Below are 25245 nucleotides of genomic sequence, written 5' to 3' on the forward strand. Positions count from 1 at the left end.
CCCACGCCGGGCGGGCTCGCGGGGCAGGGTCCGAGGTCCCCAGTACCAGGGGCGCGACGGGCCACCCGGCCCAGCGATCCGGGACGGAGGTCCCTGACGGCGCCGGGCGCGCCGCTGGGACCGTGAGCGCGCGGGCGCCCGGCCGAGCGGCGCGGGAGGGACGGACGTGACCAGCCACCGGCAGCACCTGAGCGACGACGAGTGCCGGCGGCTCGTCGCCGGAGCCCGCGTCGGGCACCTGGCCTTCACGAAGGACGCCCTCCCGGCCGTGGTGCCGGTCCGGTACGTCGTCGACGGGGACCGGCTCGCCGTCCCGGCGCGCCCCGGGGACGACCACCTGCTCCCCCACCGCGGTGGCGTGGTGGTGCTGTGCGTGGACCAGTTCGACGGCGAGCACGGGTGGGCGGTCTCCGTCGTCGGTCCCGCCCGCACCGTCACCGACCCGGCGGCCGTCGGCGCGTGGGACGCCGCGGGGTGGCCCGGCGACCCGGTGCCGGCGGACGGCCGCGGCTACGTGGTGCTGCAGGCGACGGTGGTGCGCGGCTGGCGGACCCTGCCGGTCGCCGCGCCCACCACGCGCCGGCCCGCGTGACCGATCCGGACCTGCCCGTTCCGGCACACCGGGGGGCCTACACCCGCGGACGCCGACGTGCCAGGCTGGGCCAACGCCTCACCGCCGGCCAGCAGGGACCACGATGAGCTCCACCGGTACCGCGCGCGGCTCCGATCCGGCCGCCGAGTCCTCCCTCGCGGGCATGCGCCTGACCGAGCTCATCGGCGAGGTGCAGGACCGGCTGGCCGCCGTGGCCCGCAACCAGGCCCGGGTCCAGCAGCTGCTGGACGCCTTCCTCTCCGTGTCCACCGGTCTGGACCTGGAGACGACCCTGCGGCGGATCGTCGAGACCGCCTGCGACCTCGTCGACGCCCGCTACGGCGCGCTCGGCGTGCTCGCCCCGCACGGCGGTCTCGCCGCGTTCATCCACGTGGGCATCGACCCCGAGCAGGCGGCCGCCATGGGCTCGCTGCCCGAGGGCAAGGGCGTGCTCGGCCAGCTGATCACCGAGCCCTACCCCCTGCGGATCAGCGACCTGGGCGCGCACCCGGCGTCGGTCGGCTTCCCACCCGGGCACCCGCAGATGCGCAGCTTCCTCGGCGTCCCGGTCCTCGTCCGCGAGACGGTGTTCGGCAACCTCTACATGACCGAGAAGCGGCACGGGGAGTTCACCGCCGAGGACGAGGCCGTGCTCACCGCGCTGGCGGGCGCCGCCGGGGTCGCCGTCGACAACGCCCGGCTCTACGAGGAGGCCGAGCAGCGGCGCCGGTGGGCCACGGCCCTCTCCGACGTGCGGGCCGCCCTGCTCGACCCCGACGCCGCCGGGCAGGCGCCGCGGCTGATCGCCGAGCGGGTGGCCGCCCTGACCGGCGCCGAGGCCGCGTGGATCGTGGTCGGCCCGGACGCCGGCTCCTGCTACCAGGTGGAGGTGCAGGTCGGCGACGGGCTGGAGGACCTCACCGGCCGCCGGCTGGACACGGCCACCAGCCCCGTCCTGGACGCCGTGTCCCGGTCCGAGGGGATCGTGACGCTCGACATGGCCGGTGTGGCCTACGACGGGCCCAACGCGCACGTCGCCTGGGGACCGTGCCTCGCCGTCCCCCTGCGGTCGACCCACGCCGAGCCGGCGGTGGTGATCGCGGCCCGGCGGGCCGGCTCGCCGGCGTTCGACCCGTCGGTGGCGGGTCTGGTCGGGGCGTTCGCCGACCAGACGGCGATCGCCCTCGACCTCGCCGCCCAGCAGCGGCTGGCGCGGCAGCTCGACGTCTACGAGGACCGCGACCGCATCGCCCGCGACCTGCACGACCACGTCATCCAGCGGGTGTTCGCCGCGGGCCTCGGCCTGCAGTCGGTGCTGCCGCGGGTGGGCGACCCGCAGGCGCAGCGCCGGATCCGCGAGGTGGTCGCCCAGCTCGACGAGACCGTCCGCGACATCCGCACGAGCATCTTCGACCTGCACACCACCGACCCCTCCGAGGAGGCGGGCCTGCGCCGGCGCGTCCTGGACACGGTGGCCGGCACCGCCGGCGACCTGGAGTCCACGGTCCGCACCTCGGGCGCGGTCGACTCCCTCGTCACCGGGGACCTGGCCACCGACGTCGTGGCCGTGGCCCGGGAGGCGGTGAGCAACGCCGCCCGCCACTCCGGCGCCCGGCACGTGACCGTCACCCTCGACGTCGGCGACGAGGTGGTGCTCGAGGTGGTCGACGACGGCCGGGGCATCGACGCCCGCGCCGCCCGCAGCGGACTGCGCAACCTGGAGGAGCGGGCCACCCGCCGGGGTGGCGGCCTCGCCGTCGAGGCGCTCCCCGACGGCGGCACCCGGCTGCGGTGGTGGGCCCCGCTGACCTGAGCGGGCCGACCGGGCCCGGTCAGTCGCGGCGGGGCGCGGCCGACCGCAGCTCGGTGGCCAGCACCGCGGCCTGGGTGCGCCGCTCGAGCCCCAGCTTGGCCAGCAGGTGGGACACGTAGTTCTTCACCGTCTTCTCGGCCAGGAACATGCGCTCACCGATCTGCCGGTTGGTCAGTCCCTCGCCGATGAGCTGCAGCACCGTGCGCTCCTGCTCGCTGAGCCTGGCCAGGGGCCCCGCGGGCTCCGCCGCCCGGCGCATCCGCTCGAGCACCGCGGTGGTGGCCGCAGGGTCGAGCAGCGAGCCACCCGCGGCCACGGTGCGGACCGCGCCCACCAGGTCGGCGCCCAGGATCTGCTTGAGCAGGTAGCCCGAGGCGCCGGCCATGATCGCCTCGAACAGCGCCTCGTCGTCGCTGTAGCTGGTCAGCATGATCACGCGCAGGTCGGGCATCCGGCTGCGGAGCTCGCGGCAGACGGCCACGCCGTCGCCGTCGGGCAGCCGGACGTCGAGGACGGCGACGTCGGGCTTGAGCGCCGGCACCCGGGCCATCGCCTCCGCGGCGTTCTTCGCCTCCCCGACGATGCTGATGCCCGGGTCGCTCCCGAGCACGTCGGCCACCCCGCGGCGCACCAGCTCGTGGTCGTCGAGCAGGAACACCCGGATCGGGTCCTGCTGCCCGTCGTCGGCCACCCGCGACCTCCCCGTCCGCCGTTCCCGGCACCCGGCCGCCGCCGTCCGGCGGGCCTCCCCCAGAGGCTAGGTGGCCACCCGGCCCGGGCGCGCGGGGCCGAAGGTCCCGGGCCGGTGTGACGTGCGCGCCGTCCGTCCCGCCGCGGACGGGCCCTCCGGCCCTGCCCGCTCCCCGGTCCCGGCGGCACGGTCTCCCCATGGACGACACCTCCCTCCGGGTCCTGCTCGCCTACGCGACCGCCGGCGGGTCCACCCGCGGGGTGGCCGAGCGGGTGGCCGCACGACTCACCGAGGCGGGGCACGCCGTGGACCTGCGACCCGCCGGCCCGGACGTCGACCCCACCGGGTACGACGCCGTCGTGGTGGGCAGCGCCGTCCACGACATGGCGTGGCTGCCCGACGCCCGGGACCTGCTGGCGCGCCTGGTCGCGGCGAGCGCTCCCCCGCCGGTCTGGTGCTTCAGCGTCGCGGGCATCGTCCCGCGCGGCGCGGTCACCCGGTGGCTCGCCCGGCAGGAGCTCGCCCGCATCGGGCAGGGGCTGCCCCGCGGCCTCCGGGCCCGGTCCCACCGGCTCTTCGCCGGGGTCGTGTACGTCGAGGGCGTGCCGCTGTGGGGCCGGCTGTTCTACCGCGCCGTCGGGCAGCACCCCGGCGACCACCGCGACTGGGCGGCGATCGACCGGTGGGCACGGGAGGTGGCCACCGAGCTCACCGCCGTCGGCGGGGGCCTGCCGGCGACCGGCGACGCCGGCCTGTGGCGCGACCCGAGGTGACCCGGGCTCCCCTGCGCGCGGCCGCCGGTCCCGGGCTGGTCGGCGCCGCTTGCGCCCGCCGGCTGGCCCCGGCGACGGCGGTCCTCGCGGTCGCGGTCGCGGGCCTCGCCGTCCTCGCGCCGCTGCCGACCGGTGGCACCGAGCTGGTCTGCCTGGTCGCCGTCGCGCCGCTGACCCTGCTGGCCGCGGTGCTGGTCCGCCGGCGCTCCCCCGCCGGGCCGCTGCTGACCCTCGGCACCTCACTGGCGGCCGGGTACCTGACCGCCGGGTACCTGGTCGCCGGGCTCGCCCGGGGCCCCGACGGCGGCGGCACCCCCGGCCCCGACGCGGCGCCCCTGCCGCTGTCGGGGGCCGTGCTGGCGCTCTGCGCCGCCGTGGCCCTCGGCTCCTGGTGGGCGGTGCCGCCGGCGACCGCGGCCTTCGACCGGCGCAGCCGCCGGCTCATCGGCGCCCTGCTGCTGGCCGCCGTCGTCCCGGCCGTCGCCGGCCCGTACCTGCCGGCCTGGCCGGCGGCCGTCCCGGGCGCCCCGACCACGGAGCACCTCGACGGGCCCGCGCTCCGGTGGGCGGTGGCCGTCGCGGACCTCGTCCTGCTGCTGCCCGCCGCGGCGGCGACCGGAGCGGGCCTGCTGCGCGGGGCGCGGTGGGCGGGCCCGGCCGCGTTCGCCGTCTCCGGCTGCCTGGCGCTGGTCGGCGCGGCGGGGGCGGCGACGGCCTGGTCGGCGGTGCTGTACGGGGACGCCGGCGCGACGGCGGGCACCGCGCTGACGACGACGGCGGTCGCCGCCGTCACCGCGACGCCGGCCCTGCTGTGCTGGACGGCCGTCGTGCGCACCCGCCGCCAGCACTGGGCGGTCCCCGGTCCGCGCCGCGAGGTCGGCGTCGTCCCGCCCGCCCGGCCGGCCACCCGGGGCGGCACGGCCGGCATCCCGGTGCCCCGCGCCGGGGACGGCCGGCCGGGCCTGCCGTGACCTGACCGGTCACGCCCGCTCGGCCCGGGCCCCCGGCATCCGGGCGACGACCTCCACCAGCACCGCGCCGGCGACGCCCAGCCCCGCCCCGGCCAGCACCACCGTCGGGGACATCGCCAGCAGCAGGACGTCCTCCCGCAGCACCGGCACGGCGAGGACGGCCACGACCACCCCGGCCATCGCCGCCACCAGGGCCACCCGCCCCGGGGTCAGCGGCCGGGCCAGGACGAGCACCGTCCACAGCCCGGTGGTCAGCACCGCGAGCAGCGCCGCGGTGCGGGCCGCGGCCACCCCGCCCCCGGGCTCGAGCGCCCGGGCCAGCGCGTACGCGCCGTAGGAGACCCCGCCGGTGACCACGCCGACGGGCACGGAGAAGGCCAGCACCCGGCGCAGGAAGCCCGGCTGGTAGCGGCGCCGGTTGGGTGCGACCGCGAGCACGAGACCCGGGACGCCGATGGTCACCGCCGACACCAGGGTCAGCTGCACCGGCTCGAGCGGGTAGGCGGCCAGCGTGACGACGGTGACGAGCGCGAGCACCAGGCTGTAGACGTTCTTGACCAGGAACAGGTTGGCCGCCCGCTCGATGTTCGCGATCACCCGGCGGCCCTCGGCCACGGCGTGCGGCAGCGCGGCGAAGCGCCCGTCGAGGAGGACGAGCTGGGCGACCGCCCGGGTGGCCGGCGAGCCGTTGCCCATCGCCACCCCGATGTCGGCGTCCTTGAGGGCGAGCGCGTCGTTGACGCCGTCGCCGGTCATCGCCACCACGTGCCCGCGGCGCTGCAGCGCCCGCACCACCGCCCGCTTCTGCTGCGGGGTGACCCGGCCGAGGACCGCCGTGGACTCCAGGACGTCGGCCAGCGCGTCGGGGTCCTCGGGCAGCGTCCGGGCGTCGACGGCGTCCGCCGCCCCCGTGACCCCGGGGAGCCCGACCGCGGCCGCGACCGCACCGACGGTCCGCGGGTTGTCGCCGGAGAGGACCTTGAGCGCGACGTCCTGCTCGGCGAAGAAGCGCAGCACCTCGGCGGCGTCGTCGCGGATCCGCTCGGCGAGGAGCACGAGCGCCACCGGGACCAGCCCGGCGGGCAGCTGGGCGATACCGGAGCGCGCCGTCCACGGCGCGGGCGCGCGGGCCAGCAGCAGCACCCGGCGGCCCTCCGCGGCCAGCCGGTCGGCGCGGTCGCGGGCCGCGGCGTCGGCGGGCCCGGCCGGCGCGGGCAGCACCAGCTCCGGCGCGCCGAGCACCCAGGTCGCCCCCGCGCCGGTCCGCACGGCCGACCACTTCCGGGCCGAGTCGAAGGGCACCGCGTCGACCGCCTCCTGGCCGCCGGCGTGCGGGAAGGCGTCGGCCAGGGCGCGGGCGGTGGCATTGCCGGCGTCGGCGGCGGCGAGCAGGGCCAGTGCCCCCTCCGCCGCGGGGTCCTCCCGCAGCCGCTCCAGCCGGTCGAAGCGGACGTCGCCGTGGGTGAGCGTGCCGGTCTTGTCCAGGCAGACGACGTCGACGCGGGCCAGCCCCTCGACGGCGGGCAGCTCCTGCACGAGGGTCTGCCTCCGGGCCAGGCCCGCGGCGCCGAGGAGGAAGGCCAGCGTGGTCAGCAGGACCAGACCCTCGGGGACCATGCCGACCAGCGCGCCGACGGTGCCGGTGACCGCGTCCCGCCAGCCCTCGTTGTCCGGGGACCGGAACTGGCTCCACAGCACCGCGGGGCCGACCACGAGCAGCCCGACGGCGATCCAGCGCAGCAGCCGGGTGGTCCCCTCGACCAGCTCGGAGCGGGTGCGGGTGAACACCCGCGCCTGCGCGGCCAGCCGGGCGGCGTAGGCGTCGTCGCCGACGGCGGTGGCCTGCACCCGCCCGCTGCCGGCCACCACGATGGAGCCGGAGAGCACCGGGTCGCCGGACTCCTTGGCCACGGCGTCGGCCTCACCGGTGAGCAGCGACTCGTCGACGGCCAGGCCGCGGGTGGAGCGCACGACGCCGTCGACCGGCACCTGGTCGCCGGCCCGCAGCACCAGCAGGTCGTCGAGGACCACCTCCGCCACCGGGACCTCGCGCTCGGAGCCGTCCCGCACGGGCCGGGCTCGCGGGGTCTGGAGGAGGGCCAGGCGGTCCAGCGCCCTCTTGGCGCGCAGCTCCTGCACGATGCCGATGACGGAGTTGACGACGACCACCCCGCCGAACAGGGCGTTCTGCCACCGGCCGGCGAGCACCATCGTCACCCACAGCACGGCCAGCAGGCCGTTGAAGAACGTGAGGACGTTGGCCCGGACGATCTGCCCGACGGTGCGGCTGGTCCGCGTCGTCACCGCGTTGACCCGCCCGGCCGCGACCTGCTCGGCGACCTGGGCGGCGGTCAGGCCGGACGACGACGTCCGCTGCGCGGCACCGGGAACGGCGGTGACCGTGGCCTGGCCGGCGCTCACAGCAGGCCGCCCGCGCGCAGGTTGAGCAGGACCAGCACGACGGTCAGGACCGCCCCGCCGACGGTGGCCGCGGTCAGCAGCACGCGCCGGGCGCTCCACCGCTGCACCCGGATCCGCGGGTGCGGCGGCAACGCCTCCCGGAGGTGGCCGGCCAGGTCCCGCCCGTCGTCGGCCAGCAACCGGCGCAGCTGGGTGGGGAGGGTGAGCGAGGAGACGGTGGCCACCGCCTCGGCCAGCTCCTCGTCGGAGAACTGCCGCCGGGCCCGCTGGAGCACCCGCTCCGGTCCCGCGACGAGCGCGCAGTCGAGCAGCACGGCGGCGAGGTCGGCCGCCTGGCGCCAGCGGCTGGGCCGCAGCTCGCCGAACGAGACGTCGACGAGCACCACGCGCTCGTCGTCCTGGACGAGGACGTTGGAGGGCTTGAGGTCGCGGTGCGCCGCGCCGGCCGACCACAGCATCCGCACCTGGCGCAGCGCGTCGTCGAGGACGGCGTCGCCCATCCGCGAGCGCCGGATCTCGACGGTGCGGGGCACCAGCTCGGTCACCAGCAGGTACTCGCGGCCGGGCACCACCTCGACCACGCCCATGGGCTCGGGCACCCGGACCCCGCCGTCGCGGAGCAGCCGCAGCATGTAGTCCTCGTGCTCGACCAGCCGGCGCACCGAGGAGAACGGTGCCTCGTCCTCGAGCCGGCCGTACCGGAGCACCCGCAGGACCTTGTACCAGCGGTCCGAGCGCAGGTGGGTGGTCGAGTAGAGCTTGCCGAACACCGCGTCGGGCGGGCCGGAGACCAGGACCAGCCGGCACGGCGTGGAGCCGGCCGACCCGTCGAGCCGGAACGGCTCGACGGCGAGGACCTCGACACCGAGCTGCTCGAGCACGGCGGCGCGGACCCGGGCGGTGCGGGCCTCGTCGAGCGTCAGGTGGGCGGCCACGCGCCGGCGCCAGGTGACGGGGAGGGCGTCCTCGGGAGCCAGCACCGTGCACACCAGAGCCGCGGTGCCCACCCCGAGCAGGACGGCGCCGACGGCCATCGAGGCGCCGTCGAGACCGAGGGAGACACGCGGCACCACGGCGGTGGTCAGCAGGGCCGCGACGGCGACCCAGCCCCACCGCCGGACCTGGCCCGACGGCGTGAGCACGTACAGGGTGGCCACGGAGACCGTGGCCAGGACCACGACCGGCCAGGCGGAGAACTCCACGGCGGCCGGGGTCCCGGTGACCTCGGCGCGGACGGCGCGCACGAGGACGCCCTGGCCGACGGCCAGCTGCGCGACCGCGGCGACGACCGAGATCGTGCCCAGGTACACGAGCAGGTGCCGCCACCGCGCCGTCCACACCAGCACCAGGGCCGTGGGGACCCAAAGGCAGCGGTAGCCGAGCACGGCGCCGATGCGCGCGAGGTCCGCCGCGCGGGGGTGGCGCTCCGGCGGGCCCGCCAGCTCGGCGACCGCCCGGTCCAGCCCCAGCAGCCCGCCGGGACGGTCGGCCAGCACCAGCAGCACGACGGCGGCGGCGACCACCGCCGACCACGCCCGGACCGCGGTGGGGACGCGCCGGGGCAGCGTGCGGTCGCGGCCCGAGGGACGCCGCCGGTTCGTCCCCCCGGGCCAGGACGGGCGGCGTGGCCGGACGACGGCGACCGGTGGGGAGGAGGTCCCGGGGTGCTCCCCGTCCACGGCGGACGGTCCTCCGGGGGTCACCCCCCGAGACTGGCCCTCCGGCCGGTCCGTGTCCCGGGCCGGGCGGCACCGGGCGCAGGGTCGGAGGACCCTGCCCGCCGACCCGGCAGAGCGCTGGACTGGCCCGGTGACCAGCCGCACCGCGCCCGAGGAGCAGGCGTCGCACGCCGCCGGTCCCCCGGCCGCCCCGGGGCGCCGGTCCCCCGAGCGGATGCCGACCGACCTGGTCCGCGTGGCACTCGGCCTCGTCGTCCTCGGCACCGGCGTGCTCATCGCCCAGCGCGGTCGGCTCCCGCCCCTCGAGCGGGACCTGTTCCGGCTGTTCAACGACCTGCCGGCCGTCGTGCTGCCGGTGGTCTGGGTGGTCATGCAGCTGGGCAACGTCCTCGCCGTCCCGGCGCTGGCGCTGCTCGCCGTCCTGCGGCGCCGGTTCCGGGCGGCCCGCGACCTGCTGGTGTCCGGCCTGCTCGCCTACGTGTGCGCCGACCTGGTGAAGGCCCTGGTCGGCCGGGAGCGGCCGGGCGGCCTGCCGGTCGGCGCGGTGCTGCACGAGGCCCCCATCGGCGGGGCGGGTTTCGTCTCCGGCCACTCGGCGGTGGCCGCGGCCCTGGCCACCGCCGCGGCTCCGTACCTCAGCCGGCGGGGACGGCGGGTGGCCTGGACGCTGGCCTGGACGGTCGCGCTCGCCCGCGTGTACGTGGGCGCCCACCTGCCCCTCGACGTGGTGGGCGGCGTGGCCCTGGGCTGGGCGATCGGGTCGCTGGTGCACTGGGTGTTCGGGGTGCCCTCGCGGGAGGTGCCGCCCGGCCGGGTCGAGGCGCTGCTGCGACGGTTCGGACTGCCGGTGACCGGGGTGGTCGCCGCTCCGGTGCGGGCCCGCAGTTCGCAGCCGTTCCAGGCCGTCGACGGCGAGGGCCACCGGCTCTACGTGAAGTACCTGGAGCCCGACCGGCACGAGCGGGACCGGCTGCACCGGATGTGGCGCCAGTTCGTCGCCGGTGACGTGAAGGACGCCGACGCGCTCGAACCGCTCGGGTACCAGGCCGAGCACGAGGCCGTCGCCGCGCTGACGGCCGAGCGCCGCGGGGTGCGGGTGCCGTCGGTGATGCTGGCCCGCGGCGGGGACGGGGACGCGGTGGTCGTGCAGCAGTACGTCGAGGGCCGGCCGCTCGACGAGCTCGCACCGGCGGAGCGGACCCCCGGCCTGCTCCGGGAGGTGTGGGGCGAGGTCGCCCGGATGCACGCCGCGCGGGTGGCGCACCGCGACCTGGTGGCCTCCAGCGTGCTGGTCGACCCGGAGGGCCGGCCGTGGCTGGTCGACTTCGGCAACGCCCGGACCGGCGCCACCGACGACGAGACCGCCGTCGACGTCGCCGAGCTGCTGGCCTCGCTGGCCGCTGCGCCCGGTACCCCCGCCGACCCGGTCGAGCTGGTGGCCGCGGCGGTCGACGTCCTCGGCGAGGAGGCCGTCGCGGCGGCGCTGCCCTCGCTGACGCCGCTGGCGCTCTCGTCGGAGACGCGGCAGCGGCTGCGCGACGACCCGTCCCGCCGCGTCGCGCTGCGCGCCGCCGTCCGCGCCCGGCTGGACCTGCCCGATCCGGACCGCCCGGTGTTCCCCCCGGCGGGACCCGTGGCCCGGGTGCTGGTGGCCCTCGGCTGCGCCCTCGCCCTCACCGGACCGGTGCTCGTCGCGGGCATCGCTGCCACCGTCACCAGCGGCGGGCCGCAGGGGTGGCGCTGGGTGGGCGGCGCTGGCCTCCTGGCCACCGCGGCGGCCCTCGCCCGCGCGACCGCCGTCCGGTACGCCGCCGACCGGCAGGTGTCGGTCGGCCGGGCGCTCGTCGTCACGCTGGTCGCCCGGAACGTGGGACTGGTGCACGGCCGGGACGGGGAGCGCCGCGCCCGCGCGCGACTGCTCGAGCGGGCCGGGCTGCTGCCGGCGACCGCGGACGCGGCGACGGTCCGGATCGGGCGCGCCGGTCCGGTGGGGGCGGCCGCGGCGGCGGTGCTGCTGATCGCGCTCGCCGTCCTCGACGGGTCGATCCCGGCGTGGCGGACCCCGACCGCGGTCCTGGCGGCCGCCTCCACCGGCGCGGCGGCGTGGCTGCTGGCCGTGGCCGGTCAGCTGACCGCCCGCCGCGGCAACGACGACACCGACGCCCCGCCGTCCCGGCAGCCGCCGCCGTCCCCTCGGGACCGGATGGCGGTGCTGGGCTGGATCGCGCTGGCCGTCGCGCTCGAGGCGACCGTCCTGTCGGCCGCGGTGCAGGCGGCCGGCGGCGGGGTCCCCGTGCTCGCCGCCGCCGGCGGCTACGCCGCCCTGCGCCTGGTGTGGATCGCCCTGCCCGTCACCGGCCTGCCCGGCGCCCCCGAGGCGTCGCTCCTGCTGCTGCTCGGCGCCCTCGGGGTCCCGGTGGCGGCCGCCTGCGCCGCCGTCCTGGTCACCCGGTCGCTCACCACGTGGGCGCCGTGCGTGATCGGCCTGCTGCTCGACCGGCCGGCGCGTCGCCCGGAGGGCCCGGCCGGTGGCTAGCGGGCCGGTGCAGCGCCCCCGGGCGTACGCGGTCCTGCTGGTGGGAGCCGTGGCGGTGACGGTGCTGTGCTCGGTGGCCGTGTCCTCGGGCGACGTGGGCGACACGGAGGCCGCGGTCTTCCGCTGGGTCAACGGCTGGCCGTCGTCCTGGGAGCCGGTGCTGTGGGTGGTCCAGCTCGTCGGCGTCCTCGGGATGCCGCTGCTGGTCGCCGTCCCGGCCCTCCTGCTGCGGCAGTGGCGGCTGGCGGTGGCGCTGTGCGCCCTGGTGCCGCTCAAGCTGCTCGGGCACGGGGAGGTGGTGAAGGGGCTCGTGCAGCGCAGCCGGCCCGGCAGCACCATCCCCGACGCGCTGCTGCGCGACGTGCCGTCGGCCGGGATCGCCTATCCCTCCGGCCACGCGGTCATCGCCTTCGGCGTCGTGGTCGTGCTGTGGCCCTACCTGCGGCCGCGCTGGCGGGCGGTCGTGCTGGTCCTGGCGGTGCTCAACAGCGCGGCCCGGGTCTACCTGGGCGCGCACGCCCCGCTCGACGTCGTGGGCGGCGCGGCGCTGGGGGCCGCGCTGGGCGCCGCCCTCACGCTCGTCGTCGGGATCCCGGCGCGTCCGGCCGGCGCCCGCGGGTCAGGGGCGGCCACGGGAGGACGGGGGCCCGTCCGCGGGAGCCGCCCCTGACCGGGGACGCTCAGCCGGCGGGAGCCGTCACCGCCGCGGCGGTCGCCTCAGCCGCCTCCGCGGCGACCGGGTCCGGGTGCACGACCATGACCGGGCCGGGCGCGTGCACCGCGCAGTGCAGGGCCACCGAGCCCAGGACCATCCCCATGACCCGGCTGCGGCTGCGGCTGCCGACGACGAGCAGCGCGGCGCCGTCGGCCCGCTCGACGAGGGCCTCCCCCGGCGCTCCCTGCACGACGCGGACGTCGGCCGCCGCCCCCGTCCCCAGCACCTCCGCGACGATCGAGCCGACCCGGGCGCGGGCGTGCTCCTCGGTCTCCGAGGCCGGCGGGGCGGTGACGGCGTAGAGGTCGCTCCAGTAGGCCTCCGGCCGGTAGGCGGCCACGACCTCGAGCGTCGCGCCCAGGCGGCGGGCCTCCTCCGCCGCGCGGCGCAGCGCGACGCGCGACACCGCGGAGTCGTCGACCCCGACCACCACGCGCGGCGGCGGCTGGACGGCGCCGGGGTGCACCACGACGACCGGGCAGGGCGCGTGCGCCACGCAGTGCAGGGCGACCGAGCCGAGCAGGGTGCTGCGCACGCCGCCGCGGCCGCGGCTCCCGACGACCAGCAGGTCCGCGCCCTCGGCCCGGGCCACCAGGTGGTCGAGCGGGGCCCCGCCGGCCACCACGACGTCCGCGCGGACCTCCGCGGTGCCGGGGACGGCCGCGACGGCCGGGTCCAGGCGCACGTCGGCGAGGAGGTGGCGCACGCGGTCCTCGGTGTCCGCCCGGATGGCGTCGAGCCGCTCGGTGTCGAGCAGGTAGGGGTCCGCCCAGTAGAAGTCCACGGGGTAGGCGCTGACCACCTCCAGCGGCGCGCCGTCGCGGGCGGCCACCGCGAGGGCCCAGGCGAGCGCCACCCGCGCCCCGGGCGAGCCGTCCACGCCGACGACCACCCGTCCGGGCCGCGCCGCGTGGTCCCTCGTCTGCTCCGTCGTCACCGTCGCGCCTCCGCTCCTGCCCGGACACCCGCCGGACGCTGACCCGAGACTGCGCCGTCCGCGGGCGGCCGGACGCGGGCCGACGTCCCCGCCGCCGGGGACCTTCGTCCTGGTCCGGGTGGGATCAGGAGGCGGTCGCCCCGCGCAGCTCCACGGTGACCGAGGGGTCGCGCCGCAGCGGCCGGTCGGCGACGGCGCGCAGCAGCCACCGGAGCGTGTACTCCGGGGTGCTCGCCGACGGCGCAGGGAGGGGGTCGGGCGCCTGCACCCGGAAGGTCCAGCGCAGCTGCTCGCCGGGCCGCGCCCTCACCGTGCCGGCCACCGGCACGGTGGCGACGGCGGTGGCCGCGGTGCGGTCCTCCTCCACCTGCTCCCCCGGCCGGGCCGGCACGCGCTCGGCCAGGACCAGCTCGACGCGGACCCCGCGGAGGGCGAGGGTCGTCCGGGCGGTCGCGACCACGGTGCCGGTCAGCACGGTCCCGGGGTGCAGGTCGTGGCCGGAGAGCCCCGTGAACGCGAGGTCGACGGCGTCCGCGCCGGTGACCTCCGGTCGCGCCCTGCCGGCGCGGTCCGGAGCCCCGCAGGAGGTCACGCGCACCGCGGCGGACCCCTCCCCGTCGCCGCCCGAGGCGGTGCGGGCCAGCGCCCGCACGGTGTGGTCGCGCTGTACGAGGTACGCGGCCACGGTGGCCTCGCCGTCCGGGACGGCCAGCAGGGCCCGGCCGGCGGCGTCGAGGTCGGCACGGGCGACGACGGCGGTCGCCCGCTCCGCCACGGCGGTGGCGGCGCCGCCCCATTGACGCCGGGTGCGGGTGAGGGCGGTGTCCCGCACCAGCTCGACGGTCCCGCCGGGCACGGGACGGCCGTCGGCGGCGCGGACGGTCACCGTGAGGGGCTCCCCCGCGCGGACGGCCGCGGGGACGTCCACCGCCAGGCTCGCCGGACGGCGCAGCAGCGGGGTCACGCGGGGCCGCCCGCGGGCAGGGCCGCCGTCCGGCCGGCGCGGCGCTCCGCCCGCTCGCGGATGCCGTGCAGCATCCGCCGGGTCATCACCAGGGTCACCGGCTCCAGCACCCGGCCGGCGACCCGGGCGCCGAGCCGGGGGTCGACCTCCGTACGGGACCGCGCCAGCAACCGGCAGCCCCCCGCGTCGCCCGGGAGGACGTGGAAGGACCACACGCCGTTCCACGGGTGCTCGGGCGGCGCCTGGCGCAGGACGAGCGCCCGGGGTGGCTCCACCCGCACGACGCGGAAGGCGTAGCCGTCCGGCAGCGGGCCCCAGCCCTCGCGGACGACGACGACCCGGTCGCCAGGAGCCAGGTGCTGCCACTCCTCGCGGATCTCGTCGGTGGTGTGGATGTCGAGGCCGAGGGCGTTCTCCAGCCAGTCGTGGCTGTACATGCCGCCGCGGTCCTGGCCCATCTGCACCAGCCACGCCCACACCTCCTCGGCGGGCGCGGCCACGGTCACGGCGAGGGTCGTCTGGCCGGCCGGCCCGGGGACGAGCTCGTCGCCGGGCAGCACCGCGCCGGCCTCCGCGCGAGTGGCGCCCCAGTCCCGGTGGCGGTGCAGGAGTTCCAGGCCGGCGGCCCCGGCGCCGGCGAGCAGGAGTCCTCGGAGCACGGCCCTCACCTCCTCGGCGGGACGTCGAGGTCGAGGCCGTGCAGCGTCATCTCGCCGTAGCAGAGGTCGCCCTCGGGCAGGTGCCAGACGGCCGAGCCGCGGGTCATGCGGAGCCGGCCGTCGACGACGGTCCACCCGTCCACCGGGGTGCTCCACGGCGTGCGCACCGGCCCGCCGGGCAGGTCGGCCCAGCGATCCGCCGTCCACACGGACGCGGGCCGGCCGTCGCCGTCGAGGGCGACCACCGCGCCGACGGTGCGCCCGGCGTCGGTCACCGACACCCCGAAGCGGTCCTCGCCGAGGTCCTCCCACCGGGTGCGGGGGTGCAGCAGCATCGCCGGTGCCAGGAGCACCGCGTCGTCGAGCCAGGTCACCAGCTCGCCGGTGTCGAACTCCGGCCCCGACCCGTCGGCCACGGTGACCAGGCCGAGGGCCTTGCCGAGCATCCGCCCGGTGCCGTCCCGGTAGGTGTCCCACCCCCACATCGGCAGGACGCGGCCGACCAGCAGCCGCATCCGGTACAGCCGCGCCACCGGATCGGCGGTGTTGAGCTGCCACGCGTCGCAGGGCAGCCACGGCCCGTCGGCGCGGCGGCGGAAGCGGCCGCTCCAGTGGGCGCGCAGCGAGCGGGTGCGCGGCTCGCCGACCACGCCCATCGCCTGCACGTAGCGGACGGCGGCGGAGGGCAGCCCGGCCAGGTCGGCCTCGGTCACCGGCTCCGCCGACGCCGGCTCGGCCGGCAGGCCGGCGGCGGCCAGCCGGCGGGTGAAGGCGCCCGGTGGCCGCGACGGCGTGCGCGGCCGGTCAGACGTGGACGGGCGCACCGGGGACCTCGCTCTGCTCGGTGTCGACGGGGGGACCGGACGGCACGGCGCGCAGCAGCCGGGTGAGCAGCCGGAGACCGACGGCGCCGAGGACCCCGAAGCCGGCGATCGGGCCGACGACCTCCGCGGCGGTGAAGGTGATCCCCGCCGCGGCCTGCAGGGCCGTGCTCAGGGCGATGGTGGGCAGCAGCAGCACGATCAGGACCAGCAGCGGGGTGGCGACCAGGTAGCCCAGCGGGTCGCGGCGGCGGACCAGCAGGCCGGCCAGCGCCGCGGACGGCGCGATGACCGACAGGTCGAGGGCGGAGGTCACCATCGTCGTGTAGACGTCGAGGAGGGCGGGGGTGCCGCCGCTCGCCAGCGCGGCCAGCAGGGGCTGCAGCCACACGACGGCGGTGACGACGGCCGCGGTCAGCAGGAACCACGACAGGGCGCGGTGCGGCACGCCGGGGTCCGCGGCCAGGCGGCGCAGGACGGCCCGGTCGGTGGTCGCGACGGCGGAGGCGAGACCGGCCAGCGCCGTCGCCACCAGCGTCACGTACGCCAGGAACAGCGGGTTGTAGGCGACTCCCAGCGCGTAGTTCGCGTAGACGTAGAGCAGGTACCCGAACGCGCCGGTGAGCAGGAGGGACCCGCGCGGTGACCGCTTCCGGTGCTGCAGCCACGTGGTGATCACCAGGGGCACGCCGAAGGCCAGCACGACCGCGTCGACGGCGGTGTTGCCGGCCGCGGTGAAGACGGTGTCGTGGGCGTACAGCCCGCTGCCCGCCAGCTCCGCCGGCTGCCCCCGCGGGGTCACCACCGGGACCGGTTGCCCCGTGGGGCGCCAGACCAGCCCGACCGTGGCGACCGCGGCCGCGACGGCGGCGACCAGCCCGGGCAACCGGCGGAGTCTCGTCCTCACGTGCCGCTCCTCGTCCTCGCCGTGGAGGCGAGGCCTCCCGGAGCCGTTCCCGCGGCCACCGGGGTGCGGTGGCAGGCCGACGCTAGGCAGCCCGGGGCCCCGTCGGTCACCGCCGAAGGACCCTGAGCCGCTGGGCCCAACGCACCGGCCCGACCTGCGGCGCCGGCTCCCGTATCGGCAACTCGTCTGCGATGACACGGCTCCGACCTGCGGGTTCTGTCGTACCCCCGCCGTAGGTTCGGTGTCGTGGAGGAGGTCGCGGAGTACCGGTCGCCGGTGGAGCAGGCGCTGCTCGCCGCGGTGATCGCGACGCCCGCGCCGTTCCGCCGGCTGCCGGTGGCGTTGTTGTCCCGCGAGCAGAAGGCCGCCGAGCTGCAGCGGGTCGCGGCCCTGAAGGCGATGACCGCCGCCTACGAGGCGGAGCTGGTGCTCGGGCTGGCCGACGACTCGCCCGATGACGACGATCCGCGGCCGGGCACGCCGGGTGCCCAGTCGTGGCAGCCCGACACCGAGCTGCCCGGGGTGTCGGAGTTCTTCACCGCCGAGCTGGCGGTGGTGCTCAACTGCGGCCGGGGCACCGCCAACCACCTGGCCCACCGGGCCTGGACCTACCGGGAGCGCCTGCCCGCCACCTGGGCGGCGCTGGCCGCCGGTGACCTGGACGAGGCCCGCGCCCGGGCGCTGGTCGATGTCCTCGAGCACGCCCCGGCGGGGATCGCCCGCCGGATCGAGGCGGCGCTGCTGCCCGCGGCCACCGGGCTGACCGTGGGCCGGCTCAAGCAGCGGGCCCTGGCACTGCTGCTCGACCTCGACGCCGACGCCGTCGGCCGGCGGAAGGAGCAGGCGAAGCGGCGCGCCGACGTGCGGGTCGACCCCTCCCCGCTGGAGGGGATGGCCACGCTGGCCGCCGAGCTGCCCGCCGAGGTCGCCACGGCCTGCCACGCGCTCGTCGACTCACTCGCCCGGATGCTCAAGGCCGACGGCGATCCCCGGCCGATCGGCGAGCTGCGCTGCGCGGTGCTCGCCGACCTGCTCCAGCGCCCGTGGCAGACCGACCACCCGGCGGTGACCGCGCAGCTGACCATCATCGCCACCCTCGCCGCCCTCGCCGGCCGCTCGGCGGAGGCCGGGCAGGTCAACGGGCTGCCCATCACCGCCGCGCACCTGCGCGAGCTGCTGGCCCAACTGGACGCCCTCGGGGTGCGGGCGCCCGACGGCGGGTCGGTGACGGTGGCGCTCACCGACGCCGACGGCACCCTGCGCGCCACCGGCACGCTGGACCGGCTGCGCCGGCTGGCACGCACAGGCTGCGACCGGCACCCCGACGGCGCCGACGAGCCGGACTGCGGGTGCCCGGTGCTGGACCGGCCCGACCCGGTCGACCGCTACACCCCCACCGCGGCACAGCAGGCCTTCGTGCGCACCCGCGACCGCACCTGCCGGTTCCCCACCTGCGGCCAGCGGGTCGGCTGGGCCGACGCCGACCACGTCCTCCCCCACGCCGACGGCGGGGCCACCGACTGCGCCAACCTGTGCTGCCTGTGCCGCTCCCACCACCGGCTCAAGACCTTCGCCCGCGGCTGGCGCTTCGTCATGGGCTCCGACGGGACCCTGACGGTCACCACACCCTCCGGCATCACCCGCACCACCCACCCACCGGGCGTACGCCCACCCCCGGCAGCGGCAGCGCCCGACCCACCACCGGACGACGCCAGGCCACTTCCGCCATCCGCCGACCCCGCCGACGACCCACCGCCCTTCTGAGCGACGGGCACGGGAGCGGTGCTGTCGGGGGGGCGGTCAGCCGAAGGTCAGGACGTCGGCGACCGGGCGGCGGTTGGTGGACGGCGTCCGGTCGCTCCCCGGGTAGCCCAGCCGCAGCAGCATCTGCGGGTACCCCGTGAGCGACAGGCGGGAGCGCAGCTGCGTCCGCGTGGCCGGCCAGTCCAGGGCCTGGGTGAGCGGCGAGGCGGCCAGCCCCTCCGCGGTCGCCTCCAGCAGCACCCGGCCGAGCGCGCGGCCGGCGGTCAGCCACGCCCCGCGGTCGTCGCCGTCGGTGCCCATGAGGACGACGGTCGGGCGCTCCACCTCCGGCGGCGGCGCGTCCGGGTCCCGGTCGTGCGACACCGGGCCGCCCGGCCGCGACCCGACGACGAAGTCGCGGATGAGCCAGTTCGACGCCCGCGTCGACGGGTCGTCCGCCGGGACCGCCCCGACCGGGATGCCGTCGACGGCCGCCGGGTCGGTGCGCATCCACCGCCGCAGCTCCTCGAGGTACTCCGGCTCGCCCTGCTCGATCTCCTCCGCCCGGGAGATGAGGAAGACGGTGGCGACCTCCTCCTCCGACTCGGTGATCGCCTTCGACCAGACCCGGAACCCGCCCGCGGTCGCCTGCAGCCGGTCGACGAGCTCCGCGGGCACCGCCCGGGGCAGGAACGGAGCCCGCTCGGTGTGCCGCGCGGCGATCGCGCTCCCCAGCGCCCGGTCGTGCTCCGTCGGCTCGTGCTCGCCGGTCACCGCGACGACGGCCAGCAGGTCCGGGTCGGCGGGGTCGGGCAGCGTCTCGACGTCGGCGGTGCGGCCGGCCGCGGCCAGCGCTATGGCGGCGAACTCGACCGCCACGCCGCAGCTGACGATCCGCTGCCGGCCGCTGGGGTCGAGGGCGCGCAGCGCCCGGTCCGGATCGGTGCGCACCGCCAGCCGGTCGCCGTCCGCGCGGAACGACCACGGCTGCGTGTTGTGGATCGACGGCGCGCGGGTCGCCGCCTCCACGACCGCTGTCCACTGCTGCTGGTCCACTCCGTGCTCCTCCACCTGGTCGTCGGCGTTCCGGCTCGGCATCGCTCCCCTCTCCCTACCCGGTGGCGCCCGGCACCGCGAGAGCGCCCCGGACCACCGGCCACCTCGTCACCCTCGGCCGGCGCCGGCCAGCAGCCGGACGGCGCCGTGGCCGGTCACGGCGGCCATCGTCAGCGCCATCGCCAGGCCGCCGACGACGCCGATGGCCGCGACCAGCACGGGCGCCTGTCCCGGTTGCCACAGCGGCGTCGTGATCCCCGCGAAGACGGCCAGGCCGGCCAGCCAGGCGGCCGCGGTCCAGCCGATCCAGCGCCCGGCGTGCGGCACGTGCCGGCGCAGCACCGTCCACTGGGCGACGCCGATCGAGCCGAGCAGCACGGCGGCGGCCAGCACCGCGAGCGGGGCCTGCACCCAGGCCGGCCGGTCGAGGACGGAGGCGGCCCAGCCGCTCGGTCCGGTCCCGACCACCCACGCGAGCACCGCGGCCGCTGCGGTGCGCAGGACCCAGTCCCGCCGGGACAGCCCGGGGAGCTCCCGCGCCAGCACGGACGCCTGGGCGGCACCCAGCAGCGCGCCCTCGGCCGCGCCGGCGGCGAGCAGCACCGCCAGGCCCGCGGCGCCGGAGGTGTCCGCCGCCCCGGAGAGGACCGCCAGCACCGGGACGAGGAACCCGGCGGCCTCCCCCGCGGTGACGACCACCAGCCACCGGCGCCGGAAGCGCCGGCGACCGGACATCCGGGACCCCGCGGGCGCCACGGGGATCGGGGTGCTCACCCCGGGAGCGTCCGTGCCCGGGCCACCGGGTCCGTAGGGCCGGAGGTCCCGGCGCCCGTGCCGCACGTCCCCCGGCCGCGCCGGCTCAGCCGGACCGGCCCGTCTCGAGCACCACCAGCGGGTCGGCCGGCGCGACGGTCACCCGCGGGAAGGCCGACCGGTAGGCGGCGACCGCGTCGTCCCTGCCGGGACTGCCGGGGAGCAGCAGCCGGGCGCGGCGGGGCTCGTCCTGCCCGTCCCGCCGCACGGTGATGTCGACGGGGCCCTCCGCCAGGTTCCGCCACCACGTCTTGCCGGCCGCGCCGCCGACGAGGACGACGAGGTCCGCGCCGTCGGGCGCGGTCATCACCGGCAGCTCGTACCGCCGGCCGGTCCGCCGCCCGGTGTAGCCGAGCACGACCAGGTGCCGGCCGAGCAACCGGTGGGCCGGGCCGCGGGAGAGCGCGCGCACGACCGGGTTCACCAGGCGGTTGCGGACCCGGACCACCGGCGTCCTCAGCCGACCAGCCGCTCGAGGGCGCTGGCGGCGAGCAGCCGGGCCCACCACGGCCGCCGGACGTGCGCCGGGGGCCGGGACCGGCGCCACAGACGCCGGGCCGGGCGCACCGCCACGGCCCCGCCCTTCATGCTCACCCAGCCGCCGGGGCCCATGGTCACCCGAGCGACCGCCGGGGACGGCCGGCCCGCGAGGCGGGACGCGACCGCGACGGCGCCGAGGACGACCTCGGCGGTGGTGACGACCCGGGTGACGTCGACGACGGGGTGCCAGCGCACCCGGCCGTCCCGGACCTCGAAGGCGCCCAACGGCCGGATCCCGGTCATCTCGGCGGCCGGGCGGCGCCCGCCATGGCCGTCCCCGGCGCTCGCGGTGTGGCTCGTCGACCCCGTCACGGCGATCACCGTGGCCCCGTCCCGCTCCACGGGTGGTCCGAAGGCGGGTCCTCCCCGGTCGGTCGCGGCGGTCCCGGTCACGGGTGCTCCTCCGTCATGCCCCCATGCTCGGGACCGCTGCGCCGCTCCGGGCAGGGTCGGAGGTCGCCCCCGGCCGGGACCTCCGGACGACACGGGCGGGGACGCGCGGCGACGCGCCCGGGGATCTGGACCGGGCACGGACCGCGCCACCAGACTGGCGGGGCACCCTGGCGGTCAGGAGGTACCGCGTGGAACTCGGCATCGATCTCGGCACCGCCACCACCGTGGTCAGCGACGTGCGCCGCGGCATCCTCTACGACGAGCCGACCGTGATGCTGGTGCGCCGGGGCAGCGGCCGCCGGGAACGCGTGCTCGCCGTCGGCCGCGAGGCCGCCGACCTGCTCGGCCGCGCACCGTCCCGCTACGCCGCGGTGCGCCCCCTCGACGACGGCGTGGTCACCGACCTCGAGACCGCCCGCACCTACCTGCGCGCGGTCCTGCACGCGGCGGGACAGCGGCTGTGGCGGCTGCCCGTCCGGGCCGTTGTCACCGTGCCCGTCGGCTCCAGCGCCCTGGAGCACCGCGCGCTGCTCGAGGCCGCCGAGGAGGCGGGCATCCGGCCGGTGACCGCGATCGACGAGGCGGTCGCGGGCGCCGTCGGCTGCGGCATCGACCCGCTGGAACGGCGGGTGCACATGGTCGTCGACGTCGGCGGCGGCCGGTCCGAGGCGGTCGCCTTCTGCTACGGCGGCGTGCTCGCCTCCCGGACCAGCAAGACCGGCGGCGAGGACATGACGCTGGCCGTCGTCCGGTTCCTGCGCGAGCAGCACCAGCTCCTCGTCGGCGACCTCGAGGCGGAGGCGCTCAAGACCCGGCTCAGCTCGGCCGGGGACGAGCCGCTCGTCGTGCAGGGCCGCGACGGCGTCTCCGGCCGGCCGCGGCTGGCCACGATCCCGGCGGCCGAGGTCGCCGAGGCCCTGCGCCCGGTGGTCGACGACGTCCTCCGGACCCTGACCCCCTGCCTGGACGACCTCCCGCCGCAGGCGATCGCCGACGTGATGGGCGAGGGCGTGCTCGTCTTCGGCGGCTCCTCGCTGGTCCCCGGCTTGGCGCAGGAGCTCGAGCGGGCGCTCGGCCTGCCGGTCAAGCAGGCCGAGGAGCCGCTGACCTGCGTGGCCGACGGCGCCGCGCGGGCGCTGCGCAACCGGGCGCTGCTGACCGCCTACGGCCGCCGCTGACGGTCAGGGGACCTGCACCGGGCCGGTGGCGAGGACGGCGTCCCGGTTGTCGAGGTAGTGGCGCAGCGCCGCGGACACCAGGTCCTTGGTGTTGTTCGCCCCCGTCCCCGGCCCCTGCACCACCGCCGTCACGACGATCTCCGGGGCGTCCATGGGGGCGGCGGTGGTGATCCAGTTGTCGTACTCGTCCGCGGGCAGGCCGCCGTCCTGCGCGGTGCCGGTCTTGGCGCCGACGAGCCCGGGCAAGCTGGAGAGCCGGATCGCGGTGCCGCTGGTGACGGCCTCCCGCATCCCCTCGCGGACCGGTCCCAGCTCGGCGGCGAACGGCACCGGCGTGGGCGCCGGCGCGGGCACGGCCGTGAAGGACCCCTGCGTACCGACGGCCATGCCCAGGCGCGGGGTGACCAGGTTCCCGGTGGCGACGGCGGCGGTCCACCGGGCGTTCTGCAGCGGCGTCACCGTGATCTCGCCCTGGCCGATGCCCAGGATCACCGTGGACCCGCCGTACCAGGTGCCGCCCGCGGCCTCCACGGACTCCGGGGTGCCCAGGTACCCGGCCGACTCGCCGGGCAGGTCGATGCCGGTGCGCTGGCCCACGCCGAGCGCCCGGGCGGTGTCGATCATCGCCTCGGGACCGAGCCCGACCGCGAGCTTGTAGAAGTAGACGTCGTTGGAGATGGCGATCGACTCGGACAGGTCCATCGGTCCCATCGGCCGCCAGTTCCCGAACTCGTGCCCGCCGTAGCTGAAGCTCGCCCCGGTCGGGATCACCTGGTCGGGGGCGTAGACCGGCCGGGCCTGGTTGGCCGCGGCGACGACGATCTTGAACGTCGACCCGGGCGGCAGGACCGCCTGCGTGACGTGCTCGAGCGTCGGGGACCCCGGCGCGGACGCCAGCGCCTCGAGCGCGGCGGCGTCGGCGGGCGGGCCGTAGAGGTTGTTGTCGAACGACGGCGTGCTGGCGATGGCGAGGACCTGCCCCGAGCGGGGGTCCATCGCGACGGCGGCGCCGATGCGCCCCGGGCGCTGGCCGCGCAGCGCGGCGGCCAGGCCGCTGTCGAGCTGCCGCTGCAGGCCCAGGTCGAGGGAGAGCCGCAGGTCCGCCCCGGGCACGGGCTCCACCCGCTCGCCGAGCGCCACCGGCACGCCCGTCGGGTGGACGTAGAGGCACTGGCGCCCGTTGGTGCCGCGCAGCACCGCGTCGTACTGCAGCTCCAGTCCCGCCCGGCCGACGAACTCGCCGTTGGGCAGGCCGGGCCAGCGCTCCTCGGCCTCGGGCGTGGCCACGCCGACGAAGCCGAGGACCGGGCCCAGCAGCGCCCCCTCGGGGTACCAGCGGCGGGGCTGCGGGACGACGAGCACGCCGGGGAGGCCGGCGGCGACGACCGCGTCGCCGACGGCGCGCGGCACCTCGGCCACCGGCAGGGACAGCGTGGTCGGGTCGGCCGCGTCGAGCTCCGCCCGCAGGTCGGCGGGCGGGCGGCCGGTCAGCCCGGCGAGCTGCTCGACCGCCGCCGGGTCGTCGCGCAGCAGCGCGGGCACCGCGAGCACCCGGTCCACGCCGGTGCCGGCGGCCGCGGCGTCCACGGCCAGCGGCACGTCGTGCCGGTCGGTGATGGCGCCGCGGGGCGCGGGCAGCCGGATGCAGCGGGTCATCTGCTCCTCGGCGGCGAGCGAGAGCTCCTCGCCCCGCGTGACCTGCAGCCGCCAGCCGTAGAGCCCGAAGGCGACGAGCAGGAGCGAGACGGCAGCCGCGGCCAGCCGGACCAGGCGCGGGCGCGGGTTGCGCCGGACCGGCTCGGCCCACAGCCGCCGGCGCACGCTGTCCCGGCGCACGCCGAGGACGACGCCGATCGCGGCGAGGTGCACGACCAGCGCCGTGCCCCCGTAGCTGAGCAGCGGGAACGGCACGCCGGCCAGGGGCAGCAGCCCGAGGTTGGCCCCCACCGAGACGACGGTCTCGACGCCCATGAGGATGGCCAGCCCGCCGCCGACGAGCGCGGCGTGCGGCGTGCGGGACCGGCGGCTGGCCAGCGCGAGCCGCCACACGAGGACGACGACGGCGAGCACGACCCCGGCGCCGGCGACCAGCCCCCACTGCCCGACCAGGCTGGCCGGCGCGAGGTCGGTGTGGCCCTCGGGCAGGTACTCGGCGCGCAGCTCGCGCAGCGGGTCGTCGGCCCGGCCGGTGAGCCCGCCGGAGGCCACCGCGATGTGCGCCTGGCGCAGCGCCCACCCCGACCCGGTCGGCGACTCGTGCGCGCCGACCAGGAAGGTGCCCAGGCGCTGCAGCTGGTAGGGCTGCAGCAGGCTGATCATCAGCGGCGCCGCGATGACGGCCGCGGCGCCGAGCGGCAGCAGGAAGCGCGCGGGCACCCGGCCGAGGACGAGCATCGACGCGGTGAGCACGGTGAGCAGGGCGGTCGTGCTGAGGTCGGGCTGCAGCAGGGTCAGCCCGATGGGCACGGCCGCGAGCAACAGGGCGAGGGAGAACCGCCGCCAGGCCGGCCGGGCGGAGCCGAGGACGGCGGCGAGGACCAGCAGCAGCCCCAGCTTGGCCAGCTCGGAGGGTTGGAAGGTGACCGAGCCGAGGACGAACCACCGGGTCGCGCCCTTGACCGTCACCCCGACGGTGAGGACGCCGACCAGGAAGACGACGGCCGCGACGTAGGCCGCCCACCCCAGCACGCCGAGGTAGCGGACGCGCACCCGCCAGAACACGGCGAGGGCCAGCACGCCCCCAGCGGCGATCGCGCCCTGCCGCAGCGCCAGCTCGGTGTCGCCGATGAGGTAGAGGTTGACCAGCCCCAGCCCGACCAGGGCGAGCGCGGCGACGACGGCGAGCAGGTCGAACAGGGCGCTGCGGCGGTCCCGGCGCTCCTCGCGGGTCCGCCGCCGCCTGCCGCCCTCCTCGGCGGGCAGCCCGTCGGGCTCCGTGCCGGGATCCCCGGCGCCGGCCCAGAGCACCCGGCGCTGGCGCCGGCTCCACCGCCGGCTCCGGACCTCCTCGACCGGCCCCTCGGCGGGCACCCAGTACGGCATG

Annotated in this window: 21 protein-coding genes; 8 read left to right on the forward strand and 13 right to left on the reverse strand. The window is 78.0% G+C overall.

The genetic code is table 11. The annotated features are described in order from the left end of the window. Window positions 1–166 precede the first annotated feature (166 nt). Both ACI79O_RS12545 and ACI79O_RS12550 read left to right on the forward strand, forming a co-directional pair. Window positions 167–592: a pyridoxamine 5'-phosphate oxidase family protein gene (locus ACI79O_RS12545; protein ID WP_456914301.1), complete on the forward strand. Its 426-nt coding sequence runs from the start codon at window positions 167–169 to the stop codon at window positions 590–592. A 103-nt stretch (window positions 593–695) separates the two neighbouring features. Then, window positions 696–2405 (forward strand): GAF domain-containing protein, encoded by a 1710-nt coding sequence (locus ACI79O_RS12550; RefSeq protein WP_456914302.1) that lies wholly within the window; start codon window positions 696–698, stop codon window positions 2403–2405. A gap of 19 nt (window positions 2406–2424) precedes the next feature. On the opposite strand, the gene ACI79O_RS12555 is transcribed toward ACI79O_RS12550, so the two are convergent. Next, complete coding sequence (locus tag ACI79O_RS12555) at window positions 2425–3096, reverse strand: response regulator (RefSeq protein WP_456914303.1); 672 nt, start codon at window positions 3094–3096, stop codon at window positions 2425–2427. Window positions 3097–3293: 197 nt separating this feature from the next. Between ACI79O_RS12555 and ACI79O_RS12560 the strand changes: the two genes are divergently transcribed. Together ACI79O_RS12560 and ACI79O_RS12565 are read left to right on the forward strand one after the other, a co-directional pair. Beyond that, a complete protein-coding gene (locus tag ACI79O_RS12560) occupies window positions 3294–3869 on the forward strand; it encodes a flavodoxin domain-containing protein (RefSeq protein ID WP_456889360.1) in 576 nt (191 codons plus the stop codon). After that, complete coding sequence (locus tag ACI79O_RS12565; protein WP_456914304.1) at window positions 3866–4840, forward strand: hypothetical protein; 975 nt, start codon at window positions 3866–3868, stop codon at window positions 4838–4840. The genes ACI79O_RS12560 and ACI79O_RS12565 overlap by 4 nt, the downstream gene beginning before the upstream one ends. Window positions 4841–4849: 9 nt before the next feature. Here ACI79O_RS12565 and ACI79O_RS12570 read toward each other — a convergent pair whose 3' ends face one another. After that, window positions 4850–7261, reverse strand: a complete 2412-nt coding sequence (locus ACI79O_RS12570; protein ID WP_456914305.1) for an HAD-IC family P-type ATPase — start codon at window positions 7259–7261, stop codon at window positions 4850–4852. Further along, the gene (locus ACI79O_RS12575; RefSeq protein WP_456889354.1) at window positions 7258–8940 is read right to left on the reverse strand and encodes an RIO1 family regulatory kinase/ATPase domain-containing protein; all 1683 of its coding nucleotides are present in this window, start codon (window positions 8938–8940) and stop codon (window positions 7258–7260) included. Before ACI79O_RS12575 ends, ACI79O_RS12570 begins: the two co-directional genes overlap by 4 nt. 130 nt (window positions 8941–9070) lie before the next feature. Between ACI79O_RS12575 and ACI79O_RS12580 the strand changes: the two genes are divergently transcribed. Both ACI79O_RS12580 and ACI79O_RS12585 read left to right on the forward strand, forming a co-directional pair. Next, window positions 9071–11476: a phosphatase PAP2 family protein gene (locus ACI79O_RS12580; protein WP_456914307.1), complete on the forward strand. Its 2406-nt coding sequence runs from the start codon at window positions 9071–9073 to the stop codon at window positions 11474–11476. Next, a complete protein-coding gene (locus ACI79O_RS12585; RefSeq protein WP_456914308.1) occupies window positions 11469–12146 on the forward strand; it encodes a phosphatase PAP2 family protein in 678 nt (225 codons plus the stop codon). The genes ACI79O_RS12580 and ACI79O_RS12585 overlap by 8 nt, the downstream gene beginning before the upstream one ends. 10 nt (window positions 12147–12156) lie before the next feature. On the opposite strand, the gene ACI79O_RS12590 is transcribed toward ACI79O_RS12585, so the two are convergent. The 5 genes from ACI79O_RS12590 to ACI79O_RS12610 form a co-directional block, all read right to left on the reverse strand. Then, window positions 12157–13128, reverse strand: a complete 972-nt coding sequence (locus tag ACI79O_RS12590; protein ID WP_456914309.1) for a universal stress protein — start codon at window positions 13126–13128, stop codon at window positions 12157–12159. Window positions 13129–13252: 124 nt separating this feature from the next. Beyond that, window positions 13253–14092 (reverse strand): hypothetical protein, encoded by an 840-nt coding sequence (locus ACI79O_RS12595; RefSeq protein WP_456889346.1) that lies wholly within the window; start codon window positions 14090–14092, stop codon window positions 13253–13255. Further along, complete coding sequence (locus ACI79O_RS12600; RefSeq protein ID WP_456914310.1) at window positions 14089–14751, reverse strand: hypothetical protein; 663 nt, start codon at window positions 14749–14751, stop codon at window positions 14089–14091. The genes ACI79O_RS12595 and ACI79O_RS12600 overlap by 4 nt, the downstream gene beginning before the upstream one ends. Before the next feature lie 5 nt (window positions 14752–14756). After that, window positions 14757–15575 carry a DUF6544 family protein gene (locus ACI79O_RS12605; protein WP_456889341.1) on the reverse strand — a complete coding sequence of 273 codons (819 nt, stop codon included), beginning with the start codon at window positions 15573–15575 and terminating at the stop codon, window positions 14757–14759. Next, window positions 15556–16479 (reverse strand): hypothetical protein, encoded by a 924-nt coding sequence (locus tag ACI79O_RS12610; RefSeq protein ID WP_456889340.1) that lies wholly within the window; start codon window positions 16477–16479, stop codon window positions 15556–15558. The genes ACI79O_RS12605 and ACI79O_RS12610 overlap by 20 nt, the downstream gene beginning before the upstream one ends. 246 nt (window positions 16480–16725) lie before the next feature. Between ACI79O_RS12610 and ACI79O_RS12615 the strand changes: the two genes are divergently transcribed. After that, complete coding sequence (locus tag ACI79O_RS12615; protein WP_456914311.1) at window positions 16726–18243, forward strand: DUF222 domain-containing protein; 1518 nt, start codon at window positions 16726–16728, stop codon at window positions 18241–18243. 36 nt (window positions 18244–18279) lie between these two features. Here ACI79O_RS12615 and ACI79O_RS12620 read toward each other — a convergent pair whose 3' ends face one another. The 4 genes from ACI79O_RS12620 to ACI79O_RS12635 all read right to left on the reverse strand — a co-directional run bounded on the left by ACI79O_RS12620 (window position 18280) and on the right by ACI79O_RS12635 (window position 20943). Continuing rightward, window positions 18280–19320, reverse strand: a complete 1041-nt coding sequence (locus ACI79O_RS12620; RefSeq protein ID WP_456914312.1) for an Acg family FMN-binding oxidoreductase — start codon at window positions 19318–19320, stop codon at window positions 18280–18282. A gap of 66 nt (window positions 19321–19386) precedes the next feature. Beyond that, window positions 19387–20052 carry a hypothetical protein gene (locus ACI79O_RS12625; protein WP_456889333.1) on the reverse strand — a complete coding sequence of 222 codons (666 nt, stop codon included), beginning with the start codon at window positions 20050–20052 and terminating at the stop codon, window positions 19387–19389. A gap of 85 nt (window positions 20053–20137) precedes the next feature. After that, window positions 20138–20539, reverse strand: coding sequence for a nitroreductase/quinone reductase family protein (locus ACI79O_RS12630; RefSeq protein WP_456914313.1), 402 nt, complete (start codon window positions 20537–20539; stop codon window positions 20138–20140). An 8-nt stretch (window positions 20540–20547) separates the two neighbouring features. Continuing rightward, window positions 20548–20943: a hypothetical protein gene (locus ACI79O_RS12635; protein ID WP_456889330.1), complete on the reverse strand. Its 396-nt coding sequence runs from the start codon at window positions 20941–20943 to the stop codon at window positions 20548–20550. Between the two features lie 269 nt (window positions 20944–21212). Here ACI79O_RS12635 and ACI79O_RS12640 point away from each other — a divergent pair, with 269 nt between their 5' ends. After that, complete coding sequence (locus ACI79O_RS12640) at window positions 21213–22202, forward strand: rod shape-determining protein (RefSeq protein WP_456889327.1); 990 nt, start codon at window positions 21213–21215, stop codon at window positions 22200–22202. A 3-nt stretch (window positions 22203–22205) separates the two neighbouring features. Here the strand turns inward: ACI79O_RS12640 and ACI79O_RS12645 are convergent, their stop codons facing one another. After that, window positions 22206–25244, reverse strand: a complete 3039-nt coding sequence (locus tag ACI79O_RS12645; protein WP_456914314.1) for an FtsW/RodA/SpoVE family cell cycle protein — start codon at window positions 25242–25244, stop codon at window positions 22206–22208. Window position 25245: the final 1 nt, after the last annotated feature.

This window comes from Geodermatophilus sp. SYSU D00696, assembly GCF_054050235.1.